This is a genomic window from Janthinobacterium sp. JC611 (assembly GCF_018682595.1).
In the GTDB taxonomy this organism is placed as follows: domain Bacteria; phylum Pseudomonadota; class Gammaproteobacteria; order Burkholderiales; family Burkholderiaceae_D; genus Janthinobacterium.
Map to the genome: position 1 here is coordinate 151,075 of NZ_JAFLJN010000009.1, position 25,016 is coordinate 176,090.

General features: G+C 62.3%; 22 protein-coding genes, 1 pseudogene and 1 riboswitch. Of the genes and pseudogenes, 4 read left to right on the forward strand and 19 right to left on the reverse strand.

Annotated elements, in window-relative coordinates:
- Positions 1–3 precede the first annotated feature (3 nt).
- The 8 genes from thiD to J0O65_RS08290 all read right to left on the reverse strand — a co-directional run bounded on the left by thiD (position 4) and on the right by J0O65_RS08290 (position 7,964).
- On the reverse strand, positions 4–768 hold the full coding sequence (gene thiD, locus J0O65_RS08255) for a bifunctional hydroxymethylpyrimidine kinase/phosphomethylpyrimidine kinase (protein WP_215405797.1): 765 nt from the start codon (positions 766–768) through the stop codon (positions 4–6).
- Positions 768–1,562 (reverse strand): thiazole synthase, encoded by a 795-nt coding sequence (locus tag J0O65_RS08260; protein ID WP_215405799.1) that lies wholly within the window; start codon positions 1,560–1,562, stop codon positions 768–770. Before J0O65_RS08260 ends, thiD begins: the two co-directional genes overlap by 1 nt.
- Before the next feature lie 143 nt (positions 1,563–1,705).
- On the reverse strand, positions 1,706–1,909 hold the full coding sequence (gene thiS, locus J0O65_RS08265; RefSeq protein ID WP_215406019.1) for a sulfur carrier protein ThiS: 204 nt from the start codon (positions 1,907–1,909) through the stop codon (positions 1,706–1,708).
- 20 nt (positions 1,910–1,929) lie between these two features.
- The gene (gene thiC, locus J0O65_RS08270) at positions 1,930–3,843 is read right to left on the reverse strand and encodes a phosphomethylpyrimidine synthase ThiC (protein ID WP_215405801.1); all 1,914 of its coding nucleotides are present in this window, start codon (positions 3,841–3,843) and stop codon (positions 1,930–1,932) included.
- Positions 3,844–3,922: 79 nt separating this feature from the next.
- Positions 3,923–4,036, reverse strand: a riboswitch (TPP riboswitch).
- Positions 4,037–4,144: 108 nt separating this feature from the next.
- Complete coding sequence (locus J0O65_RS08275; RefSeq protein WP_215405803.1) at positions 4,145–4,402, reverse strand: hypothetical protein; 258 nt, start codon at positions 4,400–4,402, stop codon at positions 4,145–4,147.
- 39 nt (positions 4,403–4,441) lie between these two features.
- Positions 4,442–5,248, reverse strand: coding sequence for a response regulator (locus tag J0O65_RS08280; RefSeq protein ID WP_215405805.1), 807 nt, complete (start codon positions 5,246–5,248; stop codon positions 4,442–4,444).
- A gap of 27 nt (positions 5,249–5,275) precedes the next feature.
- Positions 5,276–7,180 (reverse strand): PAS domain-containing hybrid sensor histidine kinase/response regulator, encoded by a 1,905-nt coding sequence (locus J0O65_RS08285; protein WP_251373600.1) that lies wholly within the window; start codon positions 7,178–7,180, stop codon positions 5,276–5,278.
- A 43-nt stretch (positions 7,181–7,223) separates the two neighbouring features.
- A complete protein-coding gene (locus J0O65_RS08290) occupies positions 7,224–7,964 on the reverse strand; it encodes a Crp/Fnr family transcriptional regulator (protein WP_215405807.1) in 741 nt (246 codons plus the stop codon).
- A 237-nt stretch (positions 7,965–8,201) separates the two neighbouring features.
- Between J0O65_RS08290 and J0O65_RS08295 the strand changes: the two genes are divergently transcribed.
- Positions 8,202–10,286: a putative bifunctional diguanylate cyclase/phosphodiesterase gene (locus J0O65_RS08295; protein WP_215405809.1), complete on the forward strand. Its 2,085-nt coding sequence runs from the start codon at positions 8,202–8,204 to the stop codon at positions 10,284–10,286.
- On the opposite strand, the gene J0O65_RS08300 is transcribed toward J0O65_RS08295, so the two are convergent.
- Positions 10,283–11,338: a porin gene (locus tag J0O65_RS08300; RefSeq protein ID WP_215405811.1), complete on the reverse strand. Its 1,056-nt coding sequence runs from the start codon at positions 11,336–11,338 to the stop codon at positions 10,283–10,285. The two genes, J0O65_RS08295 and J0O65_RS08300, sit on opposite strands and share 4 nt — an antisense overlap.
- A 504-nt stretch (positions 11,339–11,842) precedes the next feature.
- Between J0O65_RS08300 and J0O65_RS08305 the strand changes: the two genes are divergently transcribed.
- Entirely contained in the window at positions 11,843–14,650 is a 2,808-nt protein-coding gene (locus J0O65_RS08305; RefSeq protein ID WP_215405821.1) for a valine--tRNA ligase, read from the forward strand.
- A 114-nt stretch (positions 14,651–14,764) separates the two neighbouring features.
- Positions 14,765–15,220: a DUF2147 domain-containing protein gene (locus J0O65_RS08310; protein ID WP_215405822.1), complete on the forward strand. Its 456-nt coding sequence runs from the start codon at positions 14,765–14,767 to the stop codon at positions 15,218–15,220.
- A 69-nt stretch (positions 15,221–15,289) separates the two neighbouring features.
- Here the strand turns inward: J0O65_RS08310 and J0O65_RS08315 are convergent, their stop codons facing one another.
- Complete coding sequence (locus J0O65_RS08315) at positions 15,290–16,945, reverse strand: hypothetical protein (protein WP_215405824.1); 1,656 nt, start codon at positions 16,943–16,945, stop codon at positions 15,290–15,292.
- 348 nt (positions 16,946–17,293) lie between these two features.
- Here J0O65_RS08315 and J0O65_RS08320 point away from each other — a divergent pair.
- A pseudogene (locus J0O65_RS08320) lies at positions 17,294–17,512 on the forward strand (OmpA family protein); the annotation flags it as partial.
- A gap of 55 nt (positions 17,513–17,567) precedes the next feature.
- Here J0O65_RS08320 and J0O65_RS08325 read toward each other — a convergent pair.
- The 9 genes from J0O65_RS08325 to J0O65_RS08365 form a co-directional block, all read right to left on the reverse strand.
- Positions 17,568–18,026 carry a YaiI/YqxD family protein gene (locus J0O65_RS08325; protein WP_215405826.1) on the reverse strand — a complete coding sequence of 153 codons (459 nt, stop codon included), beginning with the start codon at positions 18,024–18,026 and terminating at the stop codon, positions 17,568–17,570.
- Positions 18,027–18,058: 32 nt separating this feature from the next.
- Complete coding sequence (gene ruvB / locus J0O65_RS08330) at positions 18,059–19,114, reverse strand: Holliday junction branch migration DNA helicase RuvB (RefSeq protein WP_152253554.1); 1,056 nt, start codon at positions 19,112–19,114, stop codon at positions 18,059–18,061.
- Positions 19,115–19,120: 6 nt separating this feature from the next.
- Entirely contained in the window at positions 19,121–19,699 is a 579-nt protein-coding gene (gene ruvA, locus J0O65_RS08335; RefSeq protein WP_034784779.1) for a Holliday junction branch migration protein RuvA, read from the reverse strand.
- Positions 19,700–19,746: 47 nt separating this feature from the next.
- Positions 19,747–20,286, reverse strand: coding sequence for a crossover junction endodeoxyribonuclease RuvC (gene ruvC / locus J0O65_RS08340; protein ID WP_215405828.1), 540 nt, complete (start codon positions 20,284–20,286; stop codon positions 19,747–19,749).
- Positions 20,287–20,476: 190 nt separating this feature from the next.
- Positions 20,477–22,063 (reverse strand): bifunctional phosphoribosylaminoimidazolecarboxamide formyltransferase/IMP cyclohydrolase, encoded by a 1,587-nt coding sequence (gene purH / locus J0O65_RS08345; RefSeq protein WP_215405830.1) that lies wholly within the window; start codon positions 22,061–22,063, stop codon positions 20,477–20,479.
- 102 nt (positions 22,064–22,165) lie between these two features.
- On the reverse strand, positions 22,166–22,399 hold the full coding sequence (locus J0O65_RS08350; RefSeq protein WP_008445162.1) for a helix-turn-helix domain-containing protein: 234 nt from the start codon (positions 22,397–22,399) through the stop codon (positions 22,166–22,168).
- A gap of 168 nt (positions 22,400–22,567) precedes the next feature.
- On the reverse strand, positions 22,568–23,620 hold the full coding sequence (dusB, locus tag J0O65_RS08355) for a tRNA dihydrouridine synthase DusB (RefSeq protein WP_215405832.1): 1,053 nt from the start codon (positions 23,618–23,620) through the stop codon (positions 22,568–22,570).
- 106 nt (positions 23,621–23,726) lie between these two features.
- Positions 23,727–24,371, reverse strand: a complete 645-nt coding sequence (locus J0O65_RS08360; RefSeq protein ID WP_215405834.1) for a histidine phosphatase family protein — start codon at positions 24,369–24,371, stop codon at positions 23,727–23,729.
- A gap of 3 nt (positions 24,372–24,374) precedes the next feature.
- A complete protein-coding gene (locus J0O65_RS08365; RefSeq protein WP_215405836.1) occupies positions 24,375–25,013 on the reverse strand; it encodes a YbhB/YbcL family Raf kinase inhibitor-like protein in 639 nt (212 codons plus the stop codon).
- Positions 25,014–25,016 lie beyond the last annotated feature (3 nt).

Below are 25,016 nucleotides of genomic sequence, written 5' to 3' on the forward strand. Positions count from 1 at the left end.
TCCTTATTGAGTGAATCGTTGCGGCATGAGCTGGCCTGGCGCAATCGCATACGCGCCGGCCAGCGCCGCGTGGCAATAGCTTTGCGCCAGCGCCAGCGCGTCGGGCAGCGCCTGCCCCAGCGCCAGGCGCGCCGCGATGGCGGACGCCAAAGTGCAGCCGCTGCCGTGAAATGCGCCGGGCAGGCGCGGCCAGCGCCAGGCGCGTTCGCCGCCATGGGCATCGACCCAGCGGTTGAGTACCTCGTCGCCTTCGCCATGGCCGCCCGTCACCAGCACGTGCCGGCAGCCTTGCGCCAGCAGGTTTTCCACGCCACCGAGGGCCAGCGCTTCCGGCCCGTTCGGCACGATCACGGTCGTCACGGGCAGCAAGGGCGCCAGCGCCAGCACGGCGTCGTCCCGGCTGAGCACGTCGCCATGGCCGCTGGCCAGCACGGGATCTAGCACGACGGGCAAGTCTGGCCGGGCCAACCGCCATTGCGCGATCAGTTGCGCGATGACGGCCGCGTTCGCGGCGCTGCCGGGGATGCCGATTTTGACTGCATCGATGGCGATCTTGTCGATCAGCGCCTGCGCCTGGCGGCGCAGCAGCTCCGGCGCCACGGGCTCGACAGCAAACACGCGGTCGTTGTCCTGCACCGTCAACGCCGTAATGACGGGCAAGGCATGCGCGCCCTGGGCCGCGCTCGCCACGATATCGGCGGCCAGGCCGGCGCCGCCCGACGGGTCCAGGCCCGCAAACACGAGCACGGTGGGACGTTGCTGCGCCATCACGCCAGCCGGCCCGCCATCGGCGACGACGGCGACGCGGCGAATTTGCGCGGCATGCGCCCCGCCAGGAATGCTTCGCGCCCGGCCCGCACGGCCAGCTTCATCGCATGCGCCATGCGCACGGGGTCGCGCGCGCCGGCAATCGCCGTATTCATCAGCACGCCATCGCAACCGAGCTCCATGGCGATGGCCGCATCCGACGCCGTGCCCACGCCGGCATCGACGAGCACGGGCACTTTCGCCTGATCGATGATCAGCGACAAGTTCCACGGATTCAGGATGCCCATGCCCGAGCCGATCAGGGAGGCCAGCGGCATGACGGCCACGCAGCCGATGTCTTCCAAAATCTTCGCCTGGATGGGATCGTCGCTGCAGTAGACCATCACGTCGAAGCCATCCTTGACCAGCGCTTCGGCCGCGATCAAGGTTTCCGGCATGTGCGGGAACAGGGTCTTTTCATCGCCCAGCACTTCCAGTTTCACCAGATTGCGTCCACCCAGCAGTTCGCGCGCCAGCTGCAGGGTGTAGACGGCGTCCTTGGCGTTGTAGCAGCCGGCCGTGTTCGGCAAAATCGTGTACTGGTCCGGCGGCACGACATCGAGCAGGCTGGGCGCGTTCGGATCCTGGCCAATGTTCACCCTGCGGATCGCCACCGTGATGATCTGCGCCTCAGCCGCGTCCGTCGCTTCGCGCGTCTGCGGCAAATCCTTGTACTTGCCGCTGCCGACCAGCAGGCGCGACTGGTACTGTTTTCCTGCGATGGTCAACAGGTCCTTGTTTGTTGCGGTATTCATGTGCTTTTCCTTAAGTTTTTAGACGTCCAAAGAAAACCGTAGCGAGCGGCGATGATTTGTGGCCGAGACGCGCAACCGTGCTAAAGCACGGTGAGCATCGCAGGCCGCAAAGCGCGCCGCGCAGTAGGTTTGCCTGGACGTTTTCAGCCGCCGCCGATGGCGCGGACGATTTCTACCTGGTCCTGGGTTTCCAGGACCCTGTCCTGCCATGCCTTGCGCGGCACGACGTTGCGGTTGACGGCCAGCGCCAGCGCCTGGTTTTCCAGCGACAGCGCGGCGATCAATTGGTCGAGTGTCTGCCCGGGCGGCACCTGGTGCGGCGCGCCATTGAGCGTGATGGATATCAATGCAGGCATCACGCTCTCCTTCAGACCTTGCGGTACAGCTCGGCGCCGTTCTTGACGAATTCGATGGCTTTCACCTCCATGCCCTGCTTGAGCGCCTGGTCTTCCGCGATGCCCATGCCGGCCGCGTATTCGCGCACTTCCTGCGTGATCTTCATCGAGCAGAAGTGCGGGCCGCACATGGAGCAGAAATGCGCCACCTTGGCCGAATCCTTGGGCAAGGTTTCATCGTGGAATTCGCGCGCCTTGTCCGGGTCCAGGCCGATGTTGAACTGGTCGTCCCAGCGGAACTCGAAGCGCGCTTTCGACAGGGCGTTGTCGCGGATTTGCGCGCCCGGATGGCCTTTCGCCAGGTCGGCCGCGTGCGCCGCGATCTTGTACGTGATGATGCCGTCCTTGACGTCCGCCTTGTTGGGCAGGCCCAGGTGTTCCTTCGGCGTCACATAGCACAGCATGGCCGTGCCGTACCAGCCGATCATGGCCGCGCCGATGCCCGAAGTGATGTGGTCGTAGCCGGGCGCGATATCCGTCGTCAGCGGTCCCAGGGTGTAGAACGGCGCTTCGCCGCACTGCTCCAGCTGCAAGTCCATGTTTTCCTTGATCAGCTGCATCGGCACGTGGCCGGGGCCCTCGATCATCACTTGCACGTCGTGCTTCCAGGCAATTTGGGTCAGTTCGCCCAGGGTTTTCAGTTCGCCCAGCTGCGCTTCGTCGTTGGCGTCGTAGATGGAGCCGGGGCGCAAGCCGTCGCCCAGCGAAAACGACACGTCGTACGCCTTCATGATTTCGCAGATCTCTTCGAAATGCGTGTAGAGGAACGATTCCTGGTGGTGCGCCAGACACCATTTCGCCATGATGGAGCCGCCGCGCGAGACGATGCCCGTCAGGCGCTTGGCCGTCATCGGCACATAGCGCAGCAGCACGCCCGCGTGGATGGTGAAGTAGTCGACGCCCTGCTCGGCCTGCTCGATCAGGGTGTCGCGGAAGATTTCCCACGTCAGATCTTCGGCCTTGCCATTCACCTTTTCCAGCGCCTGGTAGATGGGCACGGTGCCGATCGGCACGGGGCTGTTGCGCACGATCCATTCGCGCGTTTCATGGATATGTTTGCCCGTGGACAAATCCATCACGTTGTCGCCGCCCCAGCGGATGGCCCAGGTCATCTTTTCCACTTCCTCGCCGATGGAAGACGTCACGGCCGAGTTGCCGATATTCGCATTGATTTTCACCAGGAAATTGCGGCCGATGATCATCGGTTCGACTTCCGGGTGGTTGATGTTGGCGGGAATGATGGCGCGGCCGCGGGCGATTTCCTCGCGCACGAATTCCGGCGTGATGTCAGCCGGAATGCTGGCGCCGAACGATTGGCCAGGATGCTGGCGCCCCATCAGCTCGGCCAGGCGCTCGCCCATGGGGCCGGAAGCCTTGAGTTCGCGCAAATACTCCTGCCGGCGCATGTTTTCGCGGATGGCGACGAATTCCATTTCCGGCGTGATGATGCCCTGGCGCGCATAGTGCATTTGCGTCACGTTCTTGCCGGCGATGGCGCGGCGCGGCTTGCGGTGCAGGTTGAAACGCAGCTCGGCCAGCTTCGGGTCCGCCAGGCGCGCGATGCCGTAGTCGGAGGTCGGGCCGGGCAATTCCTCCGTGTCGGCCCGCTCCATGATCCACGGCAGGCGCGGCGTGTCGAGGCCGGAGCGGATGTCGATCTGCACGTCCGGGTCCGTGTACGGGCCGGAGGTGTCGTAGACGTAGATCGGCGGATTCTTTTCGCCGCCGAACGACGCTTCCGTGTCGGACTGGCTGATTTCGCGCATGGGCACGCGGATGTCGGGACGGCTGCCCTGCACGTAGATCTTGCGCGAATTGGGCAGCGGCGCGATGGCGGCTTCGTCGACCGTGGCGGTGGCGGAGAGGAATTGGGGATTGGCGTTCATTTTGGCTCCTTGGCTAGACTATTTTTAAGCCTGGAGCCAGCTAAGGAGGTTCGGCTGCGCGCACGCGGAAAAGCGGGGGGCGTTCATCCTAAAGCTTCCCTTCGCTGGCATTATCCAGATCAGGTTCGGAGGGTATTTCTCACCCGCGCTTCACCGTGTTTCCACAGAAAAGGCAGGACCCCTAGCGTTTGCCGCCTTGCGGCAGCGAGCCAATTATACGCGTTTCAAGGCGCGTGGCCAGATGATTTCTTGCAGGTGTCGTCTTTGCGCATCTGCTGCATTGCAACAGATGCCATCACGCTTATTTCTTCTTGCCCCAGCGCCAGCTGGTCGGTTCGCCCTTCAGCTGGCAGATGAAAATGAGCACGCCAACGATGGCCACTTCATAGACGATGTAGCCCACCAGCATGGTTTGCGGCGGGAACAGGAAGGCGCCGCAGGCGAACAGCGCCAGCGCGGCCAGGAACACCAGCCAGCCCTGCCAAGTGATGGGCAAGCCCCAGCCCCAGCCATAGGTCTTGGCGGGGAACCAGTATTGCGGCGGGGATTTGTCAGTCATGATGCTTTCCTTGTCGATATGGATAGCAACAAGTATAAATCAGACATTGCGATGGCGCTGCGTGACATCGAGGCCGATGCCGCGGTAGCCGATGAAGCGGCTGCCCGTGTCGAACATCGGTTCGCCGCTGACCTGCAAATATTGCGTGCTGCCGTCGAGGTTGGCGCGGCTGTAGATAAAATCGAGAAACGGTTCCCGCGCAGCAATTTTTGCATCGAGCAGCGCGCGTTCGGTGGCGTTCCAGCGCTGCGGCTCTTCCTCGCTGCCGATGCCCAGCATCTCTGCCACGGGACCGGAAAAGCGCGTCAGCTTGCCTTGCGCATCCTGTTCCCAGTACCAGTCGGACGACAGTTCCGTGAAGCGCTGGAAGCGCGCTTCGCTTTCGCGCAACTCCGCCGTGCGCGCTTCCACCATCTGTTCCAGCGACTTGTTGTATTCGGCCAGCTTCTGGTACAGCAGGCGCACTTCCAGCATGTTGTGGATGCGCGTCTTGACTTCCACCAGGTCGAAGGGCTTGCTGACGAAATCCTTGGCGCCGGCCTGCAGCGCGCGCAGCTTGTGACCGGGCTGGGCCGTGATCACCAGCACCGGCAAATAGCTGCCCGCCTCGATGTCGCGCAAGCCTTCCATCACTTCGAAGCCATCCATTTCCGGCATCTGCAAGTCGAGCAGGATCAAATCGTAGCGGTGCTGCTGATGCAGCGCGCGCACGGCTTGCGGGTCCATGGTGGACGTGATGCGCGTATAGCCGGCATTGCGCAACACCTGTTCCAGCAGCATGACGTTGGCCTCCTGGTCATCGACGATGAGGATGCTGGCGTTGAGGATCTCGGTGGCTTGAAGCATGGCGGTATTCCTAAAATAATTGCTGAATTAGCGTACTGCGTGAATGTCGTCGGCCAGGCCGTGCGCGGCCGCATGGCGCAGGGCCACGTCGAGCGCGTCCATGAATTCGACGACCTTGATCGGCTTGGTCAGGTAACGGAAGAAACCCGCTTCCAGGCCTTTCTCGATGTCGCGCGGCACGGCATTGGCCGACAGGGCCATGACGGGAATGTGGCTGGTGAGCGGATCATCATGCAGGATATGCAGGGCGCCATAGCCGCTGATGCCGGGAAGGTTGATATCCATCAAGATCACGTCCGGCTGGTAGGTGCGCGCCAGGTCGATGCCCAGGTGCGCATCGATGGCCGTCAGCAGTTTCAAGTCGCTGCGGCGGGCGATCAATTGCTCGACCAGCGCCAGGTTGGCGGGATTGTCTTCCACGTACAGCAGGGTGCACTGGCTTGCCTGCGGCTCTTGCAGCTGCGGCAAGGCGTCGCCGTCGCCCAGCACCAGTGCCGGCGCGCTGCTGGCGGCCAGCTCGAACCAGAACGTGGTGCCCACGCCGACGGTGCTGTCGACGCCGATGGTGCCGCCCATCAATTCGACCAACTGCTTGGTAACGACGAGGCCGATGCCCGTGCCCTCTTCCGTGCTGTTTTCCTGTCCCAGGCGGTTAAATGGCTGGAACAATTGCGCCACCTGTCCCGCGTCGAGGCCGGCGCCGCTGTCGCGCACGCTCACGCGCACGCGCTCGCCATGCCGGCTGCATTCGACGGTGACGGCGCCGCCACCCTGGTTGTACTTGATGGCGTTCGACAGCAGGTTGACCATCACCTGTTTCACGCGCGTGCGGTCCGCATGCACATAGAAGGCCTGGCCGCAGCGGGGAAACTGCATGCGGATACCGCGCTTTTCCGCCTGCGGCGCGATCATGGCCTGGCAATCCTGCAACACGTCGAGCAGGGACATCGCTTCCTGCGACAGAGTCACCTTGCCCGACTCGATCATGGCCAGGTCGAGGATTTCATTGATCAAACGCAAGAGATACCAGCCGCCCTTGAGGATCTGCTCGATCGAGCGCTGCTGCGGCGGGCTTGGCGGCGGCACGTCGGAGGCCATCAGCTGCGCAAAGCCGAGCACGGCATTCAAGGGCGTGCGCAATTCATGGCTCATGCTCGACAGGAATTCGGACTTGGCGCGGTTGGCCTTTTCCGCCACCTGGCGCGCCTTCTTCAGCTCGGCATTGTTGGTCTCGACCAGCGAGCGCGTGTACGCCTGCTGTTCGCGCAGGCGCTGGTCCAGCAGCGCCTGTTCCGCCTCGACCTGCTTGCGCACCGTATTGTCCGTGCCGATCAGCAGGTAACCGATGACCTTGCTCTGCGCGTCGCGCAAGGCCGTCACGGAAACGATGGCGGGGAAGCGGCTGCCATCCTTGCGGATGTAGGTCTGTTCATAGATGTCTTCGATGCCGCGCCCCGCCTTGAACACGAGCGCTTCCACGCCGGGCGTGATGACGGTGTCGAGTTCGGCGCTGAGGGCGGCGGCGCGCGCGACGATTTCTTGCGCGTCGGAAATGCCGGCCGGCGTCAGCTTGTCGACCACGTCGCTGGCCTCATAGCCGAGCATGCGTTCCGCGCCCACATTGAAAATCTGGATCACGCCCTGCGCATCGGTGGCGATGCACGAGAAATTGGCGCTGTTGAAAATTGCATCCTGCAAGGCGCCCGCCTTGAGCAACTGGCGCGGCAGGCTGGCCGCCACGGTGCGCCGGTACAGCGCCACAAGCAGCATCAGCAGCAGGAAGACCAGCGCGTCGATGACGCAGGCCGTCTCGAACGGCGCGCGCCAGGCCAGCACGCCGACGGCCAGCAGCGCGACGGCGCTGAAGGAAAACGCCAGCGCCATGGGCCAGCGCGACGGTGCGCGCGGGGGAATGTTTTCGACAGATTGCATGATGAGCCTGGGCAATGACAACGATAGGAAGGGAGTGCGGTGATCAGGAACCCTGGCGCTGGCGCACGTCCGACAGCAGGCGCGCGAATTCCTTCTTGACCACGCCATAGCATTCGCACACGTGGCCTTCGAGGCCGGCGCGGTCCTGCACGGAGATATGGCCGCGCCGGTAACTGATGAAGCCGCGCTGCTGCAGGCGCCCGGCCGCTTCCGTCACGCCTTCGCGGCGCACGCCCAGCATGTTGGCAATCAACTCCTGCGTCATCGTCAGCTCGCGGTTCGGCAGGCGGTCCATGGTCAGCAGCAGCCAGCGGCACAGTTGCTGCTCCACCGTATGGTGGCGGTTGCACACGGCCGTCTGCGACATTTGCGTGATCAAGGCTTGCGTATAGCGCAGCAGCAAACGCATGACGGGACCGGCGCGGTCGAATTCCTCCATCAGCAGGTGGGCCTTCAGGCGATAGCCGACGCCGCCCGTCTGCACGACGGCACGGCTCGGCGTCGAGTTGCCGCCCATGAACAGCGACACGCCCACGACGCCTTCATTGCCGACGCCGGCGATTTCCGACGAACCGCCGTTTTCCAGCAGGTAGTGAATGGACACGATGGCCGTGGTGGGGAAATACACATGCTGCAGCTTGTCGCCCGAGTCGTAGATCACGTCACCGAGCAGCATGGACACTTGCTCCAGGTGGGGCGCCAGGCGCGCGAAATCGGCGTCGAGCATGGCGGCAAGCAAATGGTTTTGATTCGGGTTGTGCAGCTGGGCATGCGGACTCGACATGGGCAGGTTTCCTGGTTTCCAGTCGTCAGCTAGGGGATCGATGAAAGGCGTCCGAACGAGGGCCGCCATGGGGTGCAGCGTAACACAGCGCTGGCACAGTGCCCCGACTATATTTCTTGCTGGCATGGCCGTCCGTTCGGTAGCGAACGGACGGTATTTCGCCGCCCGCCCTACAGTCGGTCACTGCCCGGCCTGCCTGATCATGGATCGGCGCTGGCGCAGCCACCGGACGCCATCATGCAATCATTCTTCAAACGCATCTCCATTTCCGTTTCCACCTCGGCCCTGCTCACCCTGGCGTTCGGGCTGTGCCTGACGGCCCTGTGCTACGCCTCGGCGCGCCAGATCGAGTCGGAAAGCACCCGGCTGCTGCTGCAGTACCACGCCAGCGGACAGACGCTGCGCGCCGCCATGCTGCCGGCCAAAGGCATGGGCCTGGATGCGAACCGTCGCGGCTCGCTGTACGTGCTGCTGGGCGGCCTGCTGTCGAGCCTGCTCGCAACGGCGTATGTGTATCAGCTCGTGTCGCGCAATTCCGTGATTGCCCGCATCACGGGCGAGCGCACGGCGGCGCTGCAATTCGCCAATTTGCGCCTGTCCGAAGACATCGCCGCGCGCATGCACAATGAGAAATCGCTGCGGCTGCGCGAACGCATCATCGAAGTGTCGGCCAATGCCATCATCCTGTGCAGCGCCGACGCGCCCGGCTACCTGATCGAATACGTCAACCCCGCCTTCGAGCGCATCACCGGCTATGCCGGCAACGAGGTGATCGGACAGCGCCTGGAAGACTTGCAGGGTCCGCAGCAAGGGCGGCAAGACATGCACGCCATTACGGCGGCCCTGCGCGATCAGCGCGAAGGCAAGGCCATCGTGCGCAATTTCCGCAAGGATGGCAGTTGTTACTGGAGCGAGCTGTTCGTCGCCCCCGTGCGCGATGATGGCGATGGCCCCGTCAGCCACTTTGTCGTGGCGCAGTACGACATCAGCACCGTCATGCGCTTCGAACAAGAGATGGAATTCCAGGCCAGGCACGATATCCTGACGGGCCTGGCCAACCGGGCCCTGCTGCGCGAACGGCTGGAGCAGGCGATGGCCGTGACGCGGCGCAGCACGCTCCCCCTGTGGGTGGTGTTCATCGACATCGACCGCTTTAAATTCGTCAACGACACGCTGGGCCACGATGCGGGCGACCAGGTGCTGAAAAACGTGGCCGGGCGCCTGCGCGACGCCACGCGCGAAGTCGACACCGTGGCGCGACTGGGCGGCGACGAATTCGTCCTGCTGCTGCCCCAGCATGGCAATGGCGAACCGGGCGCCGCCATCCTGCAGCGCATCCTGGACGCCGTGGCGCAGCCGCTGCAACTGGGCGAATATGAATTTTTTCTCAGCTGCTGCATGGGCGTGGCCGTGTATCCCGATGATGGCGACGATGCCGACACCTTGATCAAGCACGCGGACATCGCCATGTACCGCGCCAAGGAACAGGGACGGGGCCACTGGCAATTCTATGCCTCGAGCATGAATGCGGGCTCCCTGGAGCGGCTGGGCCTGGAGAGGGAATTGCGCCACGCCCTGGAACGGGGGCAATTTCACCTCGAATACCAGCCCCAGCTGGATTTGACCAGCGGCGCGGTGGTGGGCATGGAAGCGCTGCTGCGCTGGCAACATCCGCAACTGGGACGCATTCCGCCTGCCAGCTTCATTGGCCTGGCCGAGGAAATGGGCTTGATCATCCCCATCGGCGACTGGGTCCTGCGCACGGCATGTGCCCAGACGCGCGCCTGGCAACTGGCCGGCCACGGTCCGCTGCGCCTGGCCGTCAACCTGTCGGCGCGGCAATTCAAGCAAAGAAATCTGCTGCACGCGGTGGCGCAAGCGCTGGCCGAGACGGGCCTCGCCGCCACCCATCTGGAACTGGAATTGACGGAAAGCATGGTCATGCATGACGTGGAGCAAGCCACGTCCATCATGGCCAAGCTGAAGGGACTGGGCGTGCAACTGTCCATCGATGACTTCGGCACCGGCTATTCCAGCCTGGCCTACCTGCGCCACTTCCCCATCGACGTATTGAAAATCGACAAAACCTTCGTCAGCGACATCACGCACAGCGACGACGATGCGGCCATCGTGCGCGCCATCATTTCGCTGGCGCACAGCTTGCGCCTGAAAGTGATCGCGGAAGGCGTGGAAACGGCGCAGCAGCTGGCCTTCCTGCGCCTGCACGGCTGCGACCAGATGCAGGGCTACCTGTTCAGCCGCCCCCTGGCCGCGCCCGCCTTCGAAACGCTGCTGCGCGAAGGCAGCATGCTGCCCGCTTAAAACGCGTGGCGCAGGCCGACGTTGAAGGCGCGGTTGCCGCTGCCAACTTCCGTGGCATTGCCCACCATGTAGGCGGCGTCGTTGCGGTTGCGGATGTGCGCGTAGGCAACATAGATCTTGCTGCGCTTGGACAAGGCATACGTGGCGCCGATGGCCAGCTGCTGCGCATCGCGGTTGGCCGCATCGCGGTCATCCTTGCGCACATACGAGGCCAGCAGGGTCGTCGCACCCAGCGGCACGGAGACGCCGACGATGGCGTCGCGGCTGTCGCTCGACTGGGCCGGCGCCTGTGCCGCGCCGTATGGATTTTCCGCAAAGAACATGGTGCTGCCATCGCCCGTGTTGCGGCCATAGCCGGCAAACGCCGTGGCTACGCCAAAGTTGTAGTTACCGGCCAGAATGGTGTTGTTGACGTCAGCCTTGCCCGGCTCGCCGGCACGGCTCTGGCGCGCCAGGCGCAAGGTCAGGGGACCGTTGACATAGCCGAGGGCCAGGCCCAGCGAACGCTGATCCGCCGCCATCCCCGTGTGCTCGCCGGCACCATACATGACGGTGCCCGTGACGCCGCGCCATTCCGGCGAGGTGTAGCGCACGGTATTGTCGATACGCGTGGCCGAATAGCCGGCCAGGTTGGTTGCCGCGCCGGCCAGGCCGCCTTCGAACGGGTCGGCCACGTCGGTCAGCGCCTGGCTTTGCAGGTTGTACTGGCGGCCCACGGTCAGCATGCCCAGCGGGCTGTCGATGCCGACAAAGGCCTGGCGGCCAAACAATTGCCCCGCCTGGTCGGAGCGGCCCGTGTCGCTCAGGACACCCGCTTCCAGGGTGAACACGGCGTGCAAGCCATTGCCCAGGGATTCCGTGCCGCGCAAGCCCAGGCGCGAACCGGCCGAGACGCCGCTGGTGAGCTTGCTGACGCCGCCTTCCTGCACCAGGCCCGCATCCATCAAACCATACAGGGTGACGGAAGACGGCTCGACGGACGACTGGGCGTGAGCGGCAGGCAAGACGCCCAGGGTGGTGGCAAGGCCGGCAAAGATGGCGATTTTTTTCATGATGATTTCCTTGTAAAAGCGAAACCAGGAAAGCGGCGGCCACGGCAAGGCCACAAGCGGCAAGGCGCCATGCGGGGGATGCCGTATCAACAAACGACGCGCCGGACAAACGATCCTGGCTAAGCTGTGGCGGCAGCGGCGTGCAATGGACGCGCCGCTTTGACTCCGCCGTGAATGGTGCACCGCTGGCGGTGCGCGTGGCTCAGGCGCCCGGCCCGGAGGGGACGCGCTGAAGGTGGCTGGCATCGCGGATGCGCTGGCCGTGAGACGCGGACGAGTGTTGGATATGAAACATTGATACCACCGCGTCTGCTGGCGCCGTCCGCAAGGATGGGGCAGGAGGCGCCGAGGCCGGCATTATAGCATCGGCAGCGCCTTTATCCCCGTTCTGTTGCGGGCAAACTGCCCGCAACGCCGCCAAAACACTGAAAAAGGCCCGTTGCCACGCTGCAGGCGATGCCGCGTCATCTATAATGGTTCCTTTTGCCAATCACACGCCAAATCATGGAATTAGCCAAGTCTTTCGAGCCCGCCGACATTGAACAATTCTGGCGCACCGAGTGGGAACAGCGCGGTTACTTCACCGCCACCCTCGATGCCGGAAAACCTTCCTTCAGCATCCAGTTGCCGCCGCCGAACGTCACCGGCACCCTGCACATGGGCCATGCGTTCAACCAGACCATCATGGATGGCCTGACCCGCTACCATCGCATGCTGGGCCACAACACGGCCTGGATTCCCGGCACCGACCACGCGGGTATCGCCACGCAAATCGTCGTGCAGCGCCAGCTGGACGCGCAAAAGATTTCGCGCCATGACCTGGGCCGCGAGAAATTCGTGGAAAAAGTGTGGGAATGGAAAGAAAAATCCGGTTCCATCATCACCGGCCAGATGCGCCGCCTGGGCGCCTCGGCCGACTGGCAGCGCGAGTACTTCACCATGGATGAACCGCGCTCGAAAGTCGTCACCGACGTCTTCGTGCGCCTGTTCGAGCAAGGCTTGATCTACCGCGGCAAGCGCCTCGTCAACTGGGACCCCGTGCTGGGCACGGCCGTGTCCGACCTGGAAGTGGTGTCCGAGGAAGAAGACGGCTCCATGTGGTACATCAAGTACCCGCTGGCCGACGGCAGCGGCTTCCTGACGGTGGCCACCACCCGTCCTGAAACCATGCTGGGCGACGTGGCCGTGGCCGTCGATCCGACGGACGAGCGCTACACGGCGCTGGTGGGCAAGATGCTCAAACTGCCGCTGACGGACCGCGAAATCCCCATCATCGCCGACGAGTACGTCGACAAGGAATTCGGCACGGGCTGCGTCAAGATTACCCCGGCGCACGACATGAACGATTACGCCGTCGGCCAGCGCCACAAACTGGCGCAGATCGTCATCCTGACGCTGGACGCGAAGATCACGGACGATGCGCCGGCAGCCTACCGCGGCATGGACCGCTTCGCCGCGCGCAAGCAGATCGTCGCCGACCTGGACGCACAAGGCTTGCTGGAACAGGTCAAGCCGCACAAGCTGATGGTGCCGCGCGGCGACCGCACGGGCGTCGTCATCGAGCCGATGCTGACGGACCAGTGGTTCGTCGCCATGAGTAAACCAGCGCCGGAAGGCACCTTCTTCCCCGGCAAATCGATCGCGGAAACGGCGCTGGACAAGGTCGCCAATGGCGAAATCAAGTTCGTGCCGGAAAACTGGAGCACCACCTACAACCAGTGGCTCAACAACATCCAGGACTGGTGCATCTCGCGCCAATTGTGGTGGGGCCATCAGATCCCGGCGTGGTACGACGACAAGGGCAATATCTTCGTTGCGAAAACGCAAGCCGAAGCGGAAGCCAAGGCGCTGGCAGCCGGCAGCACGGGCCCCTTGAAGCGCGACGACGACGTGCTCGACACGTGGTTCTCGTCGGCCCTGGTGCCGTTCTCGACCATGGGTTGGCCGGAAGAAACGCCGGACATGAAGGCCTTCCTGCCCTCGTCCGTGCTGGTGACGGGTTTCGACATCATCTTCTTCTGGGTCGCGCGCATGGTCATGATGACGGCGCACTTCACGGGCAAGGTGCCGTTTGAAACCGTCTACGTGCACGGCCTCGTGCGCGATTCGACAGGGCAGAAAATGTCCAAGTCGAAGGGCAACACGCTGGACCCGATCGACCTGATCGACGGCATCGACCTGGAAGGCTTGATCGTCAAGCGCACGACGGGCCTGATGAACCCGCGCGACGCGGAAAAGATCACCAAGGCGACGCGCAAGGAATTCCCGGAAGGCATTTCGGCCTATGGCACGGACGCCGTGCGCTTCACCATGGCCAGCTATGCCTCGCTGGGCCGCAACATCAATTTTGACCTGGGCCGCTGCGAAGGCTACCGCAACTTCTGCAACAAGATGTGGAACGCCACCCGTTTCGTCATGATGAATACGGAAGGCAAGGACTGCTCGCCGAACGAGGCCGACCTGTCGCAAGCGGACAAGTGGATCATTTCGCTGCTGCAAAAGGCGGAACTGGACGTGGCCAAGGGCTTTGAAGACTTCCGTTTCGACAATATCGCCGCCACCATCTACAAATTCGTCTGGGACGAGTATTGCGACTGGTACCTGGAAGTAGCCAAGGTGCAAGTACAGCAAGGCACGGAAGGCCAGCAGCGCGCCACCCGCCACACCCTGCTGCGCGTGCTGGAAGTGGTGCTGCGCCTGGCCCATCCGATCATCCCCTTCGTCACGGAAGCGCTGTGGCAAACGGTGGCGCCGCTGGCCGGCAAGACGCTCAAGCCAGAGGGTGATTCGATCATGATGCAGCCGTACCCGATCGCCAACACCGACAAGATCGACGAGTCGGCCGAAGCGTGGATGCAGCAGCTGAAAGCGTTGACGGACGCGACGCGCAACCTGCGCGGCGAAATGCAGATCTCGCCATCCGTGCGCGTGCCGCTGATCGTCGAGGCAGGCAATGCCAGCGAGAAAGAAGCGCTGGCGTCGTACGCACCGTACATCCAGTCGCTGGGCAAGCTGGCGGACGTCCAGATCGTCGATGCGCTGCCGGACTCGCCAGCGGCCGTCGCCATCGTCGGCACCACCAAGCTGATGCTGAAAGTGGAAATCGACGTGGCCGCCGAGCGCGAGCGCCTGGGCAAGGAAATCGCCCGCATCGAAGCGGAAATTGCCAAAGTCAACAGCAAATTGGGCAATGAAAGTTTTGTCGCGCGCGCTCCGGCCGCCATCGTCGCGCAAGAAAACGAGCGCTTGCTCAGTTTTTCGGCGACAATTGAAAAATTGCGCGAACAGTTTGCTAAACTAGCCAGCGCATAGGGCAAGTTTGGAAGGATTGCGCGGCGTCATCCGTGACGCCGCGCAGGATGGCTGGTCTTGCCTTGGTATATACCCTGTTTCGTGACAGATCAAAAAAACCATAGGAGACTAGCGATGCATACACTATTCAAGGCAAGCGTATTGGTGGCCGCCCTGGCCATCGCCGGCAGCGCCGCCGCGCGCGACGGCAACTACACCCCTGTCGGCACGTGGAAAACCATCGACGACGCCAGCGGCAAGCCGAAATCCCTCGTCGTCATCACGGAAAGCAACGGCGTCTTGCAAGGCAAGATCGACAAGCTGTTCCGTGGCCCGAACGAAGAGCAAAATCCCAAGTGCGACAAGTGCACGGGCGCCAACAAGGACCAGCCCATCATCGGCCTGGTGATCCTGTCCGGCCTGAAATATGACGGCAAGGAATGGACGGGCGGCGAAATCACGGACCCGGCCAATGGCAAGACCTACAAGAGCAAGGCCGAACTGATTGAAGGCGGCACCAAGCTGCAAGTGCGCGGCTATGTCGGCGTGCCGATGTTTGGCCGCTCGCAGACGTGGGTGCGCGAAGAGTAAGCACCGTCCGCCCTGCCCTGTCGAAGCCGGCCCTGCGCCGGCTTTTTTGCGTCACGCGCCCGACAAACCTCAGAATCGCAGCACGAATGTATGCCAGCGCCAGCGCGGATGTATCAATTCTGCCATGTCGGCCCTGCCAAAAGGCGTCCGCGTGGACGGATATGCCAGATAAGCAACAACAGCCTGGCCAGAGGCGTTAATGGCAACACGCGGATTCAAACCTTCCGCTTTATGCGCCACCTTGGTCCAGCCGCCCCATCCTGTCCCCATAGCAAATTTATTGACCATGATCGAGATGGAGTAGTCGTCATTCTGCACCAGTTTCGCGGCGACGGCTTGTCCAGCCGCATTCATCGCCACAGCGATATTCTGGTCAGTCAAATAATCAAACGACGATGCTGGGCTATTGGACATCAATATTTGCGGGGTAGACCAGTTCTCGCCATACATTGACCGGGACCACATGGTACGCACCGGTGTGATGGGAGAACCGCTCCCCTGCTTTGTCCTTTCCACCCATACGGCCAGGGCATTTCCTTGAGCATCGTTAAATATCTTTGGAGGAAAGAGGATCGATACGTTTTTTTCACTCACGCGCGTGATTTTGGCATTCACGCCGAATCGCCGATTGACGCGTATCAAATCCAGATTTTCCGTCGTACAATCGGCGCTGTCCTGGCTGACGACAGACAGCACGCCTTCGGCATAATCAGTCGTCGTGGCCACGATCGGCCGGCTAGCGCAAAAACCGCTGTAGCTGGCAATCGTCCAGGGGGCAAAGGCGACGTTGCTCACATCGGCCCAGCGTACGTTCAAATCCGTCATGCCTTTTTCAGTGCGCGAAAAACTGCTGGTGTAGTACAAGCCATAGCCGTCCGCATGGGGGGCAAAGAATGTATATGAGGTCGTGAACTTGGGCGTCTCCGGCTCTGGATATGAACGGTTCACAGGCAACAGGCGTTGCTGGCGTCCGTCAAGCGTCGTCCTGACCACCTCGTAATCGCTGGCCAGGCCGCTGTAGGTAAAGGAGCTGTCTGCCAGCAAACTGATATCCGTGCCTGCACCGACGTGATAGTAATTGCCGATATCGCCGGCGCTGGGTTCATACACGACGGGATCCCAGCCCTTTCCTTCGATATAGCGCGCGACATTCATGATAAAAGCCTTCGGATTGATTGTGTACAGAGGATTGAGATCCGTCCAATTCAGTATCGCGTTTCCGGCAGCATTCATCTGCAATTCGATGCTGCCCGTACGCCCCGCCAATCCGGCTGCGGCAACAGGCTGAAAACTCCCCCACTGGCCCTGCGGCGAAGATTGCGCCCAATACGTCAGGTTATTCTGCACGTCGTATGAATTGGAGTACTGCAGTGCCAGCAATGCCTTGCCCTCATCCGAGAGCGCCACTGCCATATTCGCATACGAGATGGGCAAACCTGCCTTATTCAGCGGTACCTGACTGCCGGCGCCCAGATCCTGCGTCCCCGGCAAGTGTCCGGCAATACCCAGCCCGTCTGCAGGTTCGGCTGGAGGAACCACGACGGGAGGCAGCACCGGTGGCGGGACGACGACCGGAGGAGTGACCTGGGTCGGCGGTGGCACTGGCGTAGCGGAACCTGCACCTCCGCCACCGCCACAGGCTGCCAAAGAGACTGGCAGCAACGCTGCACATAAATAGAATCCTGCCTTGCTTCTCGCCGTCATAGTTTTGTCCATTGCAGCCATGCCAACTTCCTGGCCAGCTTGTTATTCAATTACCAATAGAAATATAATATATCAAAAAGCAACATTTTACCTATACAAATGTCATGTATTTTTCATAAAAACAAAAACTGTTCAATGGCTCAATTAAAACTGGGGGCCGCAGCATTTGTGCGGCTCAATGAACATGGGTGGAAACAACGCGTTGTTTTCAATCACAATTAATTATTTCCAAAAGATATTTCAAATTGCCAGCAAGCTAAGCGCGCCACCGAACATACTTGAAGTTTCCTAAATGAAATAGTGCATGCCTGTGACGCCCTCGCCCTGTAGCGAAGGGTGGCATGGCTCTGCCGGATGACCTCATCCGCGGATGCCGTCGGTTCCGACGCCTACAACCAGAAACTGTCGCAGCGCCGCGCCGAAGCCGTCAAGGCTTACCTGGTGGCACAAGGCGTGGAAACGAGCCGCGTCTACACGGAAGGCAAGGGAGAAACGCAACCCGTGGCCGACAACACGACTGCCGCCGGCCGCGCCAAGAACCGCCGCGTGACGGTGGAAGTGGTGGGCACGAGAAAAGTCGCGCGTTAAGTTTTACGCACGTGTAAAAAAACCGGCGCAAGCCGGTTTTTTTTCGTCAGCCGCTTTATGCGGGCTTGCGGTGATGCTTGCTCAAATGCCGGTCCAAGCTATTGGCAAACTGTTGCCGGTCCGACTGGCTGAAGGCGGCCGGGCCGCCCGTGTCCACGCCGCCGCTGCGCAATTCCTCCATGAAGGCGCGCATCGTCAGTTGCTGGGCGATATTGTCCTTCGTGTAAAACTCGCCGCGCGGATTGAGCGCATAGCCGCCCTTGGCCAGCACGTCGGCGGCCAGCGGGATGTCGCCCGTGATCACCAGGTCGCCAGGGTTGAGCAGGCGCACGATTTCCTGGTCCGCCACGTCGGCGCCGGACGGCACTTGCACGGTGCGGATGAAGCGCGACGGCGGCACGCGCAAGCCCTGGTTGGCCACCAGGGTGAGCGGCAACTCCAGGCGGTCGGCGACTCTGTACAAAATTTCCTTGATGACGACGGGACAGGCATCGGCGTCGATCCAAATTTGCATACCCGGCATGCCCGGCCTTCCCTCGTCCGCCATCACAGTTCCCACGCTTCGCCGCTCGGGCCGATGCGCGGCGCGCTGACGCCGAAGTGCAGATAGGCGGCCGGTGTGGCGACCCGGCCACGCGGCGTGCGCTGCAGGAAACCTTGCTGTATCAGATACGGTTCCAGCACGTCTTCGATGGTATCGGCCGCTTCGCCGATGGCCGCCGCCAAATTCCCGATGCCGACGGGGCCGCCGCCGAACTTGAACAGCACGGCTTCGAGCAGCTTGCGGTCCATCACGTCGAAGCCGACGGAATCGACGTCGAGCATGGCCAGCGCGCGGTCGGCCACCACCTTGGTGATCTCGCCATTGCTTTTGACTTCCGCGAAATCGCGTACGCGGCGCAGCAAACGGTTGGCGATGCGGGGCGTGCCACGGGCGCGCTGGGCGATTTCATGCGCGCCTTCCGGGTCGATCGGCGCCTTCAGCAAGGCGGCGCTGCGCGTGACGATCTTCGTCAGCTCGCCCGTGTTGTAGAACTCCAGCCGCGCGACGATGCCGAAACGGTCGCGCAGCGGATTGGTCAGCATGCCGGCGCGCGTGGTGGCGCCCACCAATGTGAACGGTTGCAGGTCGAGCTTGACGGACCGGGCGGCCGGGCCTTCGCCGATCATGATATCGATCTGGTAATCTTCAAGGGCCGGATACAGGATCTCTTCGACGACGGGCGACAGGCGGTGGATTTCATCGATGAACAGGACGTCGTTCGCTTCCAGGTTGGTCAGGATCGCCGCCAGGTCGCCAGGGCGCTCCAGCACGGGGCCGGAGGTCTGGCGCAAATTGACGCCCATTTCGCGCGCGATGATGTGCGCCAGGGTCGTCTTGCCCAAGCCCGGCGGGCCGAACAGCAAGGTGTGGTCGAGCGCTTCCTTGCGCTGGCGCGCGGCCGTGATGAAGATCTCGAGCTGGTCGCGGATCTTTTCCTGCCCCACATACTCGTCGAGTTGCTTCGGGCGCAAGGCCCGCTCGATGGCCTCTTCGTTGTGCGAGATGGGCGCCGCGTCGATGATGCGCTGTTCCGTGAAGCTGTCGGTCTGGATGCTCATGCCTTATCAGCCTTTCGACAGCGCTTTCAGCGCCAGTTTGATGCCGTCCGAGACGCCGCTGCCGGCCGGCACGTTTTTCACGGCGGCCAGCGCTTCCTTGTCCGAATAACCGAGCGCGACCAGGGCGTTGAGGATATCCGACTGGGCATCGGGCGCCGCGTGCGCGCCCAGCGGACCGAGATCCGCACCGATCTTGCCCTTCAATTCCAGCAGCAGCCGTTCCGCCGTCTTCTTGCCGATGCCGGGCACTTTCACGAGACGGCCGGAATCCTGCAGGGTAATGGCTTGGGCCAGGTCGGCGATCGTCATGCCGGACAGGATCGACAGCGCCATGCGCGCGCCCACGCCCGTGATCTTGATCAACTGGCGGAATACGGCCCGCTCGGCCGCATTGCCGAAGCCAAACAGCAGGTGCGCATCTTCGCGGATCGCCTGGTGCGTGAACAGCACGACTTTTTCGCCCACGTGGGGCAGGTTGTAAAACGTGCTCATCGGCACGTCGACTTCATAGCCGACGCCCTGGCAATCGACCAGCAATTGTGGCGGATTCTTTTCAAGCAAAATACCGGAGAGACGGCCTATCATCGCGTGTTCCTAATGTTGTGTATATATATGGGGGCCATATGGCGCGCCTAGCCTACCAGACGGCCGCGCTTCATGCGCAAGCCCTGCAACTGGGGCGCCAAGGCGCCGAGCATGGCCAGCGCATCGATGCTGTTGGCGTGGCAAATGGCCACGCCCAGGGCATCGGCCGCATCCGTGCCAGGCAAACCCGGCAAGGACAGCAGCCGCGACACCATCTCCTGCACCTGCTCCTTGGCCGCCTTACCGTGGCCCGTGACGGCCTGTTTCACTTGCAGGGCCGTGTATTCGGCCACCGACAGGTCGGAATTGACCAGCGCGCAAATGGCCGCGCCGCGCGCCTGGCCCAGCAGCAGGGTCGATTGGGGGTTGACGTTGACAAACACTTTTTCGATGGCGGCACAGTCGGGCTGGTAAGTGCCGACGATTTCGCTCACGCCCTGCAAGATGATCTTCAGGCGCGGCGGCAATTCCCCTTCGGAACCCGTCTTGACGGTCCCCGACGCGATGTAGCGCAGCTTGTTGCCGTGTTTTTCAATGACCCCAAAGCCCGTCGTGCGCAAGCCAGGATCGATGCCAAGAATAATCATCGCCAGATTCTATAATGAATACGGCAGGCACCGGTGAATAACCGGTGCCTGCCGTTTAACCACCTTCAAAGAAGGTGGGATAAACCGTAGCGAGCGGCGATGCGGCGTGGCCGAGAAGCGCAACTGTGCTGTAGCACAGTGAGCATCGCAGGCCGCGCCCCGCGCCGCGCAGTAGGTTTAGACCGCCTTCTTAATGACGGAAGTGACGCGTGCCCGTGTACAGCATCACGACGCCGCGCTCGTCCGCCGCATCGATCACTTCCTGGTCGCGCATGGAGCCGCCCGGGTGGATGACGCAGGTCGCGCCCGCGTCGACGACGACGTCGAGGCCGTCGCGGAAGGGGAAGAAGGCGTCCGACGCCACCACCGAACCGGTCAGGCTCAGGCCAGCGTTCTGCGCCTTGATGGAAGCGATGCGGGCCGAGTCGATACGGCTCATCTGGCCAGCGCCCACGCCCAGGGTCATGTTATTGCCGCAGAAGACGATGGCGTTCGACTTGACGAATTTCGCCACTTTCCAGGCGAACATCAGGTCGGACAGCTGCTGCGGCGTTGGCTGCAGCTTGCTGACGACGCGCAAGTCGCCGATGCCGACGTTTTTCGCGTCCGGCGATTGCACCAGCAGGCCGCCACCGACGCGCTTGAAGTCCATGGCATTGACGCCATTGCCCAGCGGGATTTCCAGCATGCGCACGTTTTGCTTGCTCGACAGAATCTGTTTCGCTTCCGCCGAGAACGATGGGGCGATCAGCACTTCGACGAACAGCTTGGCGATCTCGCCGGCGGTGGCGCCGTCCAGTTCGGTATTAAACGCGATGATGCCGCCAAAGGCCGAGGTCGGGTCCGTCTGCAGGGCGCGCGCATACGCTTCCGCCGCATTCTTGCCCAGGGCGACGCCGCATGGGTTGGCGTGCTTGACGATGACGCAGGCAGCGCTTTGCTCGAAGCCGCCCATGCTCTTCACGCATTCCCAGGCCGCATCGGCGTCGGCGATGTTGTTGTACGACAATTCCTTGCCTTGCAGCTGGCGGTAGTTGGCCAGCGCGCCATCGATGGTGACGAGGTCGCGGTAGAAGGCGGCGCTCTGGTGCGGGTTTTCACCGTAGCGCATGTCTTGCACTTTTTCAAAGGCCACGTTCAGCACTTGCGGATAGGCGCCGCGCTCGGCGTGCACTTTCGTCGGGCCCAGGCTGGTCAGGTAATTGGTGATGGCGCCATCGTATTGCGCCGTGTGCGCAAAGACTTTTTTCGCCAGCATGAACTTGGTGTCGTAGCTGACGTCGCCCGCCTTGCCGTCGGCCGAGCGCATTTCCGCCAGCACCGCGTCGTAGTCGCTCGGGTCGCAGATGACGACCACGTCCTTGTGGTTCTTGGCCGCCGAACGCAGCATGGTCGGGCCGCCGATATCGATGTTTTCGATCGCGTCTTCCAGCGTGCAATCGGCCTTGGCCACCGTGCCCTGGAACGGGTACAGGTTGACCACCACCATGTCGATGGTCGGCATGTCGTGCTCGACCAGTTTCGACATGTGCTCAGGGAAATCGCGGCGCGCCAGGATACCGCCGTGCACTTTCGGGTGCAGGGTTTTCACGCGGCCATCGAGCATCTCCGGGAAACCCGTGTAATCGGCAACTTCCGTGACAGGAACACCGTTGTCTGCCAGCAATTTGGCGGTGCCGCCGGTGGACAGGAGGTTGACGCCGAGGGCGGACAGGGCGCGGGCGAATTCGAGAACGCCGGTCTTGTCGGAAACGGAGAGGAGAGCTTGTTTGATCATGGCTGTGGCTAGGTGGTTAAGTGTTCTTGGCGAATGGCGCCGCTCAGTCGTCTGGCTGAGGCGGCGGCGGATTCAAATCTTGGCGTCACTTGCATGCCGGCATTACAGCAAACCGTGCTCCTGCAATTTCTTGCGCAGGGTATTGCGGTTGATGCCCAGCATCTGCGCGGCGTGCGACTGGTTGCCATCGGCGCGTGTCATCACGACTTCCAGGATGGGTTTTTCCACGGTCAGCACGACCATGTCGTAGATATTCGATGCTTGCTGTTCGCCCAGGTCATTGAAGTAATCTTCTAGACTTTTCTGTACGACTTCCTGAATGCTTTCTTTGCTCATTTGTATGCTTCAACCGGCTGAACACCTGGCAATCCGGCGCCGCGCCGCTGATGCGGTCCGCGCGCTGTCCTCTTGCCTCGGTGTTGTAATTAATATTGCATGACGCTCTGTATAGGCGCTCGCCCTTGTACTGCTGGTCACTGATTTATGCTGCTTGTTGCTATCTGCTCATGCTGCCGTGGCCGCAGGTTCGATCACATCGATCAGGCCACTTTCACTGGATTCGGAGAGGCGGTATTGTAACCGTTCGCCAAATTTCCATTGCGACTCAAAAAATTGATCGACGGCCAGCAACTGCGCCTCCGTCGACTCGAGCAAGTTCATTTGCTGCCGGAACGCTTCGCCGCCTTCCAGATCCTTGACGTACCAGCCGATGTGCTTGCGCGCCGTGCGCACGCCGAGGAATTCACCATAAAACGCGTAATGGGCGCGCAAATGCTCATCCATCAGGGTGCGTACTTCATCCACGTACGGCGCCGGCAACAAGGTGCCGGTGCGCAGGAAATGGTCAATCTCGCGGCAAATCCATGGCCGGCCCTGCGCCGCGCGGCCGATCATGACGGCATCGGCGCCCGTTTGATCGAGCACAAAGCGGGCCTTTTCCGGACTGGTAATGTCGCCGTTGGCCACCACGGGGATGCCCACCGATGCTTTCACAGCGGCAATAGTTTCATATTCGGCATCACCCTTGTAGCCATCGGCGCGCGTGCGGCCGTGCAGGGTCAGCATCTGGATGCCGGCCTGCTCGGCGATGCGGGCAATTTTGAGGGCGTTCTTGTTGTCACGGTTCCAGCCCGTGCGAAATTTCAGGGTGACGGGCACGTCGACGGCATTGACGACCGCGTGCAAGATCTTTTCGACCAGGCTTTCGTTTTGCAACAGGGCCGAACCGCACCAGCTGTTGCACACCTTTTTGACGGGGCAACCCATGTTGATGTCGATGATCTGCGCGCCCCGGTCCACGTTGAACTTGGCGCAATCGGCCAGGTCTTGCGGATCGGCGCCGGCGATCTGCACGGCCTTCGGCTCCATTTCACCATCGTGGTCCGTGCGGCGCGCGCTTTTTTCCGTCGCCCACAGGCGCGGATTCGACGCCGCCATCTCCGACACGGCGTAGCCTGCCCCCAATTGCTTGCACAACTGGCGGAAAGGCCGATCCGTCACGCCGGCCATGGGAGCGACGAAAACGTTATTGCGCAGAATGTGAGGGCCGATTTGCACTGAAGAACCTGGACTGGACGGAGGAACCTGCTATTTTAACCGATTCCCTGCCTAATTAATAAGCACTATTTTTTGGCTCAGTGCGTCAGAGCGGCAATCGCGCCGCTTAGCCCAGCTCGTCCATCGCGGGCGCGCTCAGATGTTCGATGTTTCCCCAGTGCACTAAATGCAGCTTGCCGTCGGCATACGAAAAACGGTTGACGCTGGCATTTTTCACCTGGAAGTCGCGCGGACTGTCGAGCGTCATGCCGACCGCCTCGCGATAGGCGCACTCGAGCACGCCGCCATGGGCCACGATGGCGATGGTCTGGCCGTCATAGCGTTCGGCCCAGCGGGCGATGGCGCCATTCGCGCGCGCATAGCATTGGCGGAAACTTTCGGCCTCGCGTTCGCCCGACGGCATCACGGCGTCGATCTGGCGCGATTGCCACTGCGCATACTCGTGCGGGTAGCGCGCCGCGATGTCGGCATACAGCAAGCCTTCGAAAGCGCCATAGCAGCGCTCGCGCAGCAAGGGGTCCGTCTGCACCGGCAAGTCTTTCACGTCAGCCACGGCTTGCGCCGTCTGCTGCGCGCGCTGCAGATCGCTGGCGATGATGGCGGCCAGCGGTTCGTCCGCCAGCGCCTGCCCCAGCGCCTCCGCCTGCGCCAGGCCCGCCTCGTTCAGGGCGATGTCGATATGGCCCTGCAGGCGGCGGCCCGCATTCCAGGCCGTCTCGCCATGGCGTATTAGTAAAATCGTGGTGCTCATGCGTTATTTCTTCAGAGTAAGTGCCAGCTCGGGGTTGAGCGAGTAGGCAACGACGAGCTGGGCTTCGTCGAGGATGTGGCCGTACAGGGCGGCATGCGCATGCTGCCCCGTAAAACGCTCGGGCAAGGCCAGCTGCGGCACGTCGAGCGCATACAGGCGGAAAATGTAGTGGTGGATGCGCTCGTCATTCCACGGCGGGCACGGGCCATCATAGCCGTAGTAATCGCCGGCCATGGCGGCATCGCCGGCAAACCAGACCGTGTAGTCGTTGATGCCCTGGCGCAGCCCAGCAGCAGTCCCGGCAGGCTTGCCGCGTAGCGTGATGCCGCTGGAAAATTCACCGGCGGCAATGGAGCGCATGGCTGGCGGCAAGTCAAGCAAGCTCCAGTGATAAAAGTCCCCGCGCAGCGCCGTCAGCGGCAGGGATTGATCGTCGCGGTTGGCGAGGCTGGCGTCTTGCGGCGCATCGGGATCGATACAGAACAGGGCCAGCGACTCGGTGCCGTTCGGCACCTCGTCCCAGGCCAGATGGGGATTGCGGTTGCCGGCGAGGCGCACGCGGCTGGCCGGATCGATCTCGGCAAAGGCATACTCGGCCGGCATCAGGCCGCCATCACGAAACGTCTCGCTCCACAATTTCATCGC

Coding starts and splice junctions, on each gene's coding strand:
- J0O65_RS08365 (WP_215405836.1), bottom strand. CDS start 25,013: ATGAAATTGTGGAGCGAGACGTTTCGTGATGGCGGCCTGATGCCGGCC.
- J0O65_RS08315 (WP_215405824.1), bottom strand. CDS start 16,945: ATGGCTGCAATGGACAAAACTATGACGGCGAGAAGCAAGGCAGGATTC.
- ruvA (WP_034784779.1), bottom strand. CDS start 19,699: ATGATAGGCCGTCTCTCCGGTATTTTGCTTGAAAAGAATCCGCCACAA.
- J0O65_RS08360 (WP_215405834.1), bottom strand. CDS start 24,371: ATGAGCACCACGATTTTACTAATACGCCATGGCGAGACGGCCTGGAAT.
- J0O65_RS08300 (WP_215405811.1), bottom strand. CDS start 11,338: ATGAAAAAAATCGCCATCTTTGCCGGCCTTGCCACCACCCTGGGCGTC.
- J0O65_RS08280 (WP_215405805.1), bottom strand. CDS start 5,248: ATGCTTCAAGCCACCGAGATCCTCAACGCCAGCATCCTCATCGTCGAT.
- J0O65_RS08285 (WP_251373600.1), bottom strand. CDS start 7,180: ATGCAATCTGTCGAAAACATTCCCCCGCGCGCACCGTCGCGCTGGCCC.
- purH (WP_215405830.1), bottom strand. CDS start 22,063: ATGATCAAACAAGCTCTCCTCTCCGTTTCCGACAAGACCGGCGTTCTC.
- J0O65_RS08325 (WP_215405826.1), bottom strand. CDS start 18,026: ATGCAAATTTGGATCGACGCCGATGCCTGTCCCGTCGTCATCAAGGAA.
- ruvC (WP_215405828.1), bottom strand. CDS start 20,286: ATGATTATTCTTGGCATCGATCCTGGCTTGCGCACGACGGGCTTTGGG.
- thiC (WP_215405801.1), bottom strand. CDS start 3,843: ATGAACGCCAATCCCCAATTCCTCTCCGCCACCGCCACGGTCGACGAA.
- J0O65_RS08305 (WP_215405821.1), top strand. CDS start 11,843: ATGGAATTAGCCAAGTCTTTCGAGCCCGCCGACATTGAACAATTCTGG.
- thiD (WP_215405797.1), bottom strand. CDS start 768: ATGGCGCAGCAACGTCCCACCGTGCTCGTGTTTGCGGGCCTGGACCCG.
- J0O65_RS08350 (WP_008445162.1), bottom strand. CDS start 22,399: ATGAGCAAAGAAAGCATTCAGGAAGTCGTACAGAAAAGTCTAGAAGAT.
- J0O65_RS08310 (WP_215405822.1), top strand. CDS start 14,765: ATGCATACACTATTCAAGGCAAGCGTATTGGTGGCCGCCCTGGCCATC.
- J0O65_RS08290 (WP_215405807.1), bottom strand. CDS start 7,964: ATGTCGAGTCCGCATGCCCAGCTGCACAACCCGAATCAAAACCATTTG.
- J0O65_RS08260 (WP_215405799.1), bottom strand. CDS start 1,562: ATGAATACCGCAACAAACAAGGACCTGTTGACCATCGCAGGAAAACAG.
- ruvB (WP_152253554.1), bottom strand. CDS start 19,114: ATGAGCATCCAGACCGACAGCTTCACGGAACAGCGCATCATCGACGCG.
- J0O65_RS08295 (WP_215405809.1), top strand. CDS start 8,202: ATGCAATCATTCTTCAAACGCATCTCCATTTCCGTTTCCACCTCGGCC.
- J0O65_RS08275 (WP_215405803.1), bottom strand. CDS start 4,402: ATGACTGACAAATCCCCGCCGCAATACTGGTTCCCCGCCAAGACCTAT.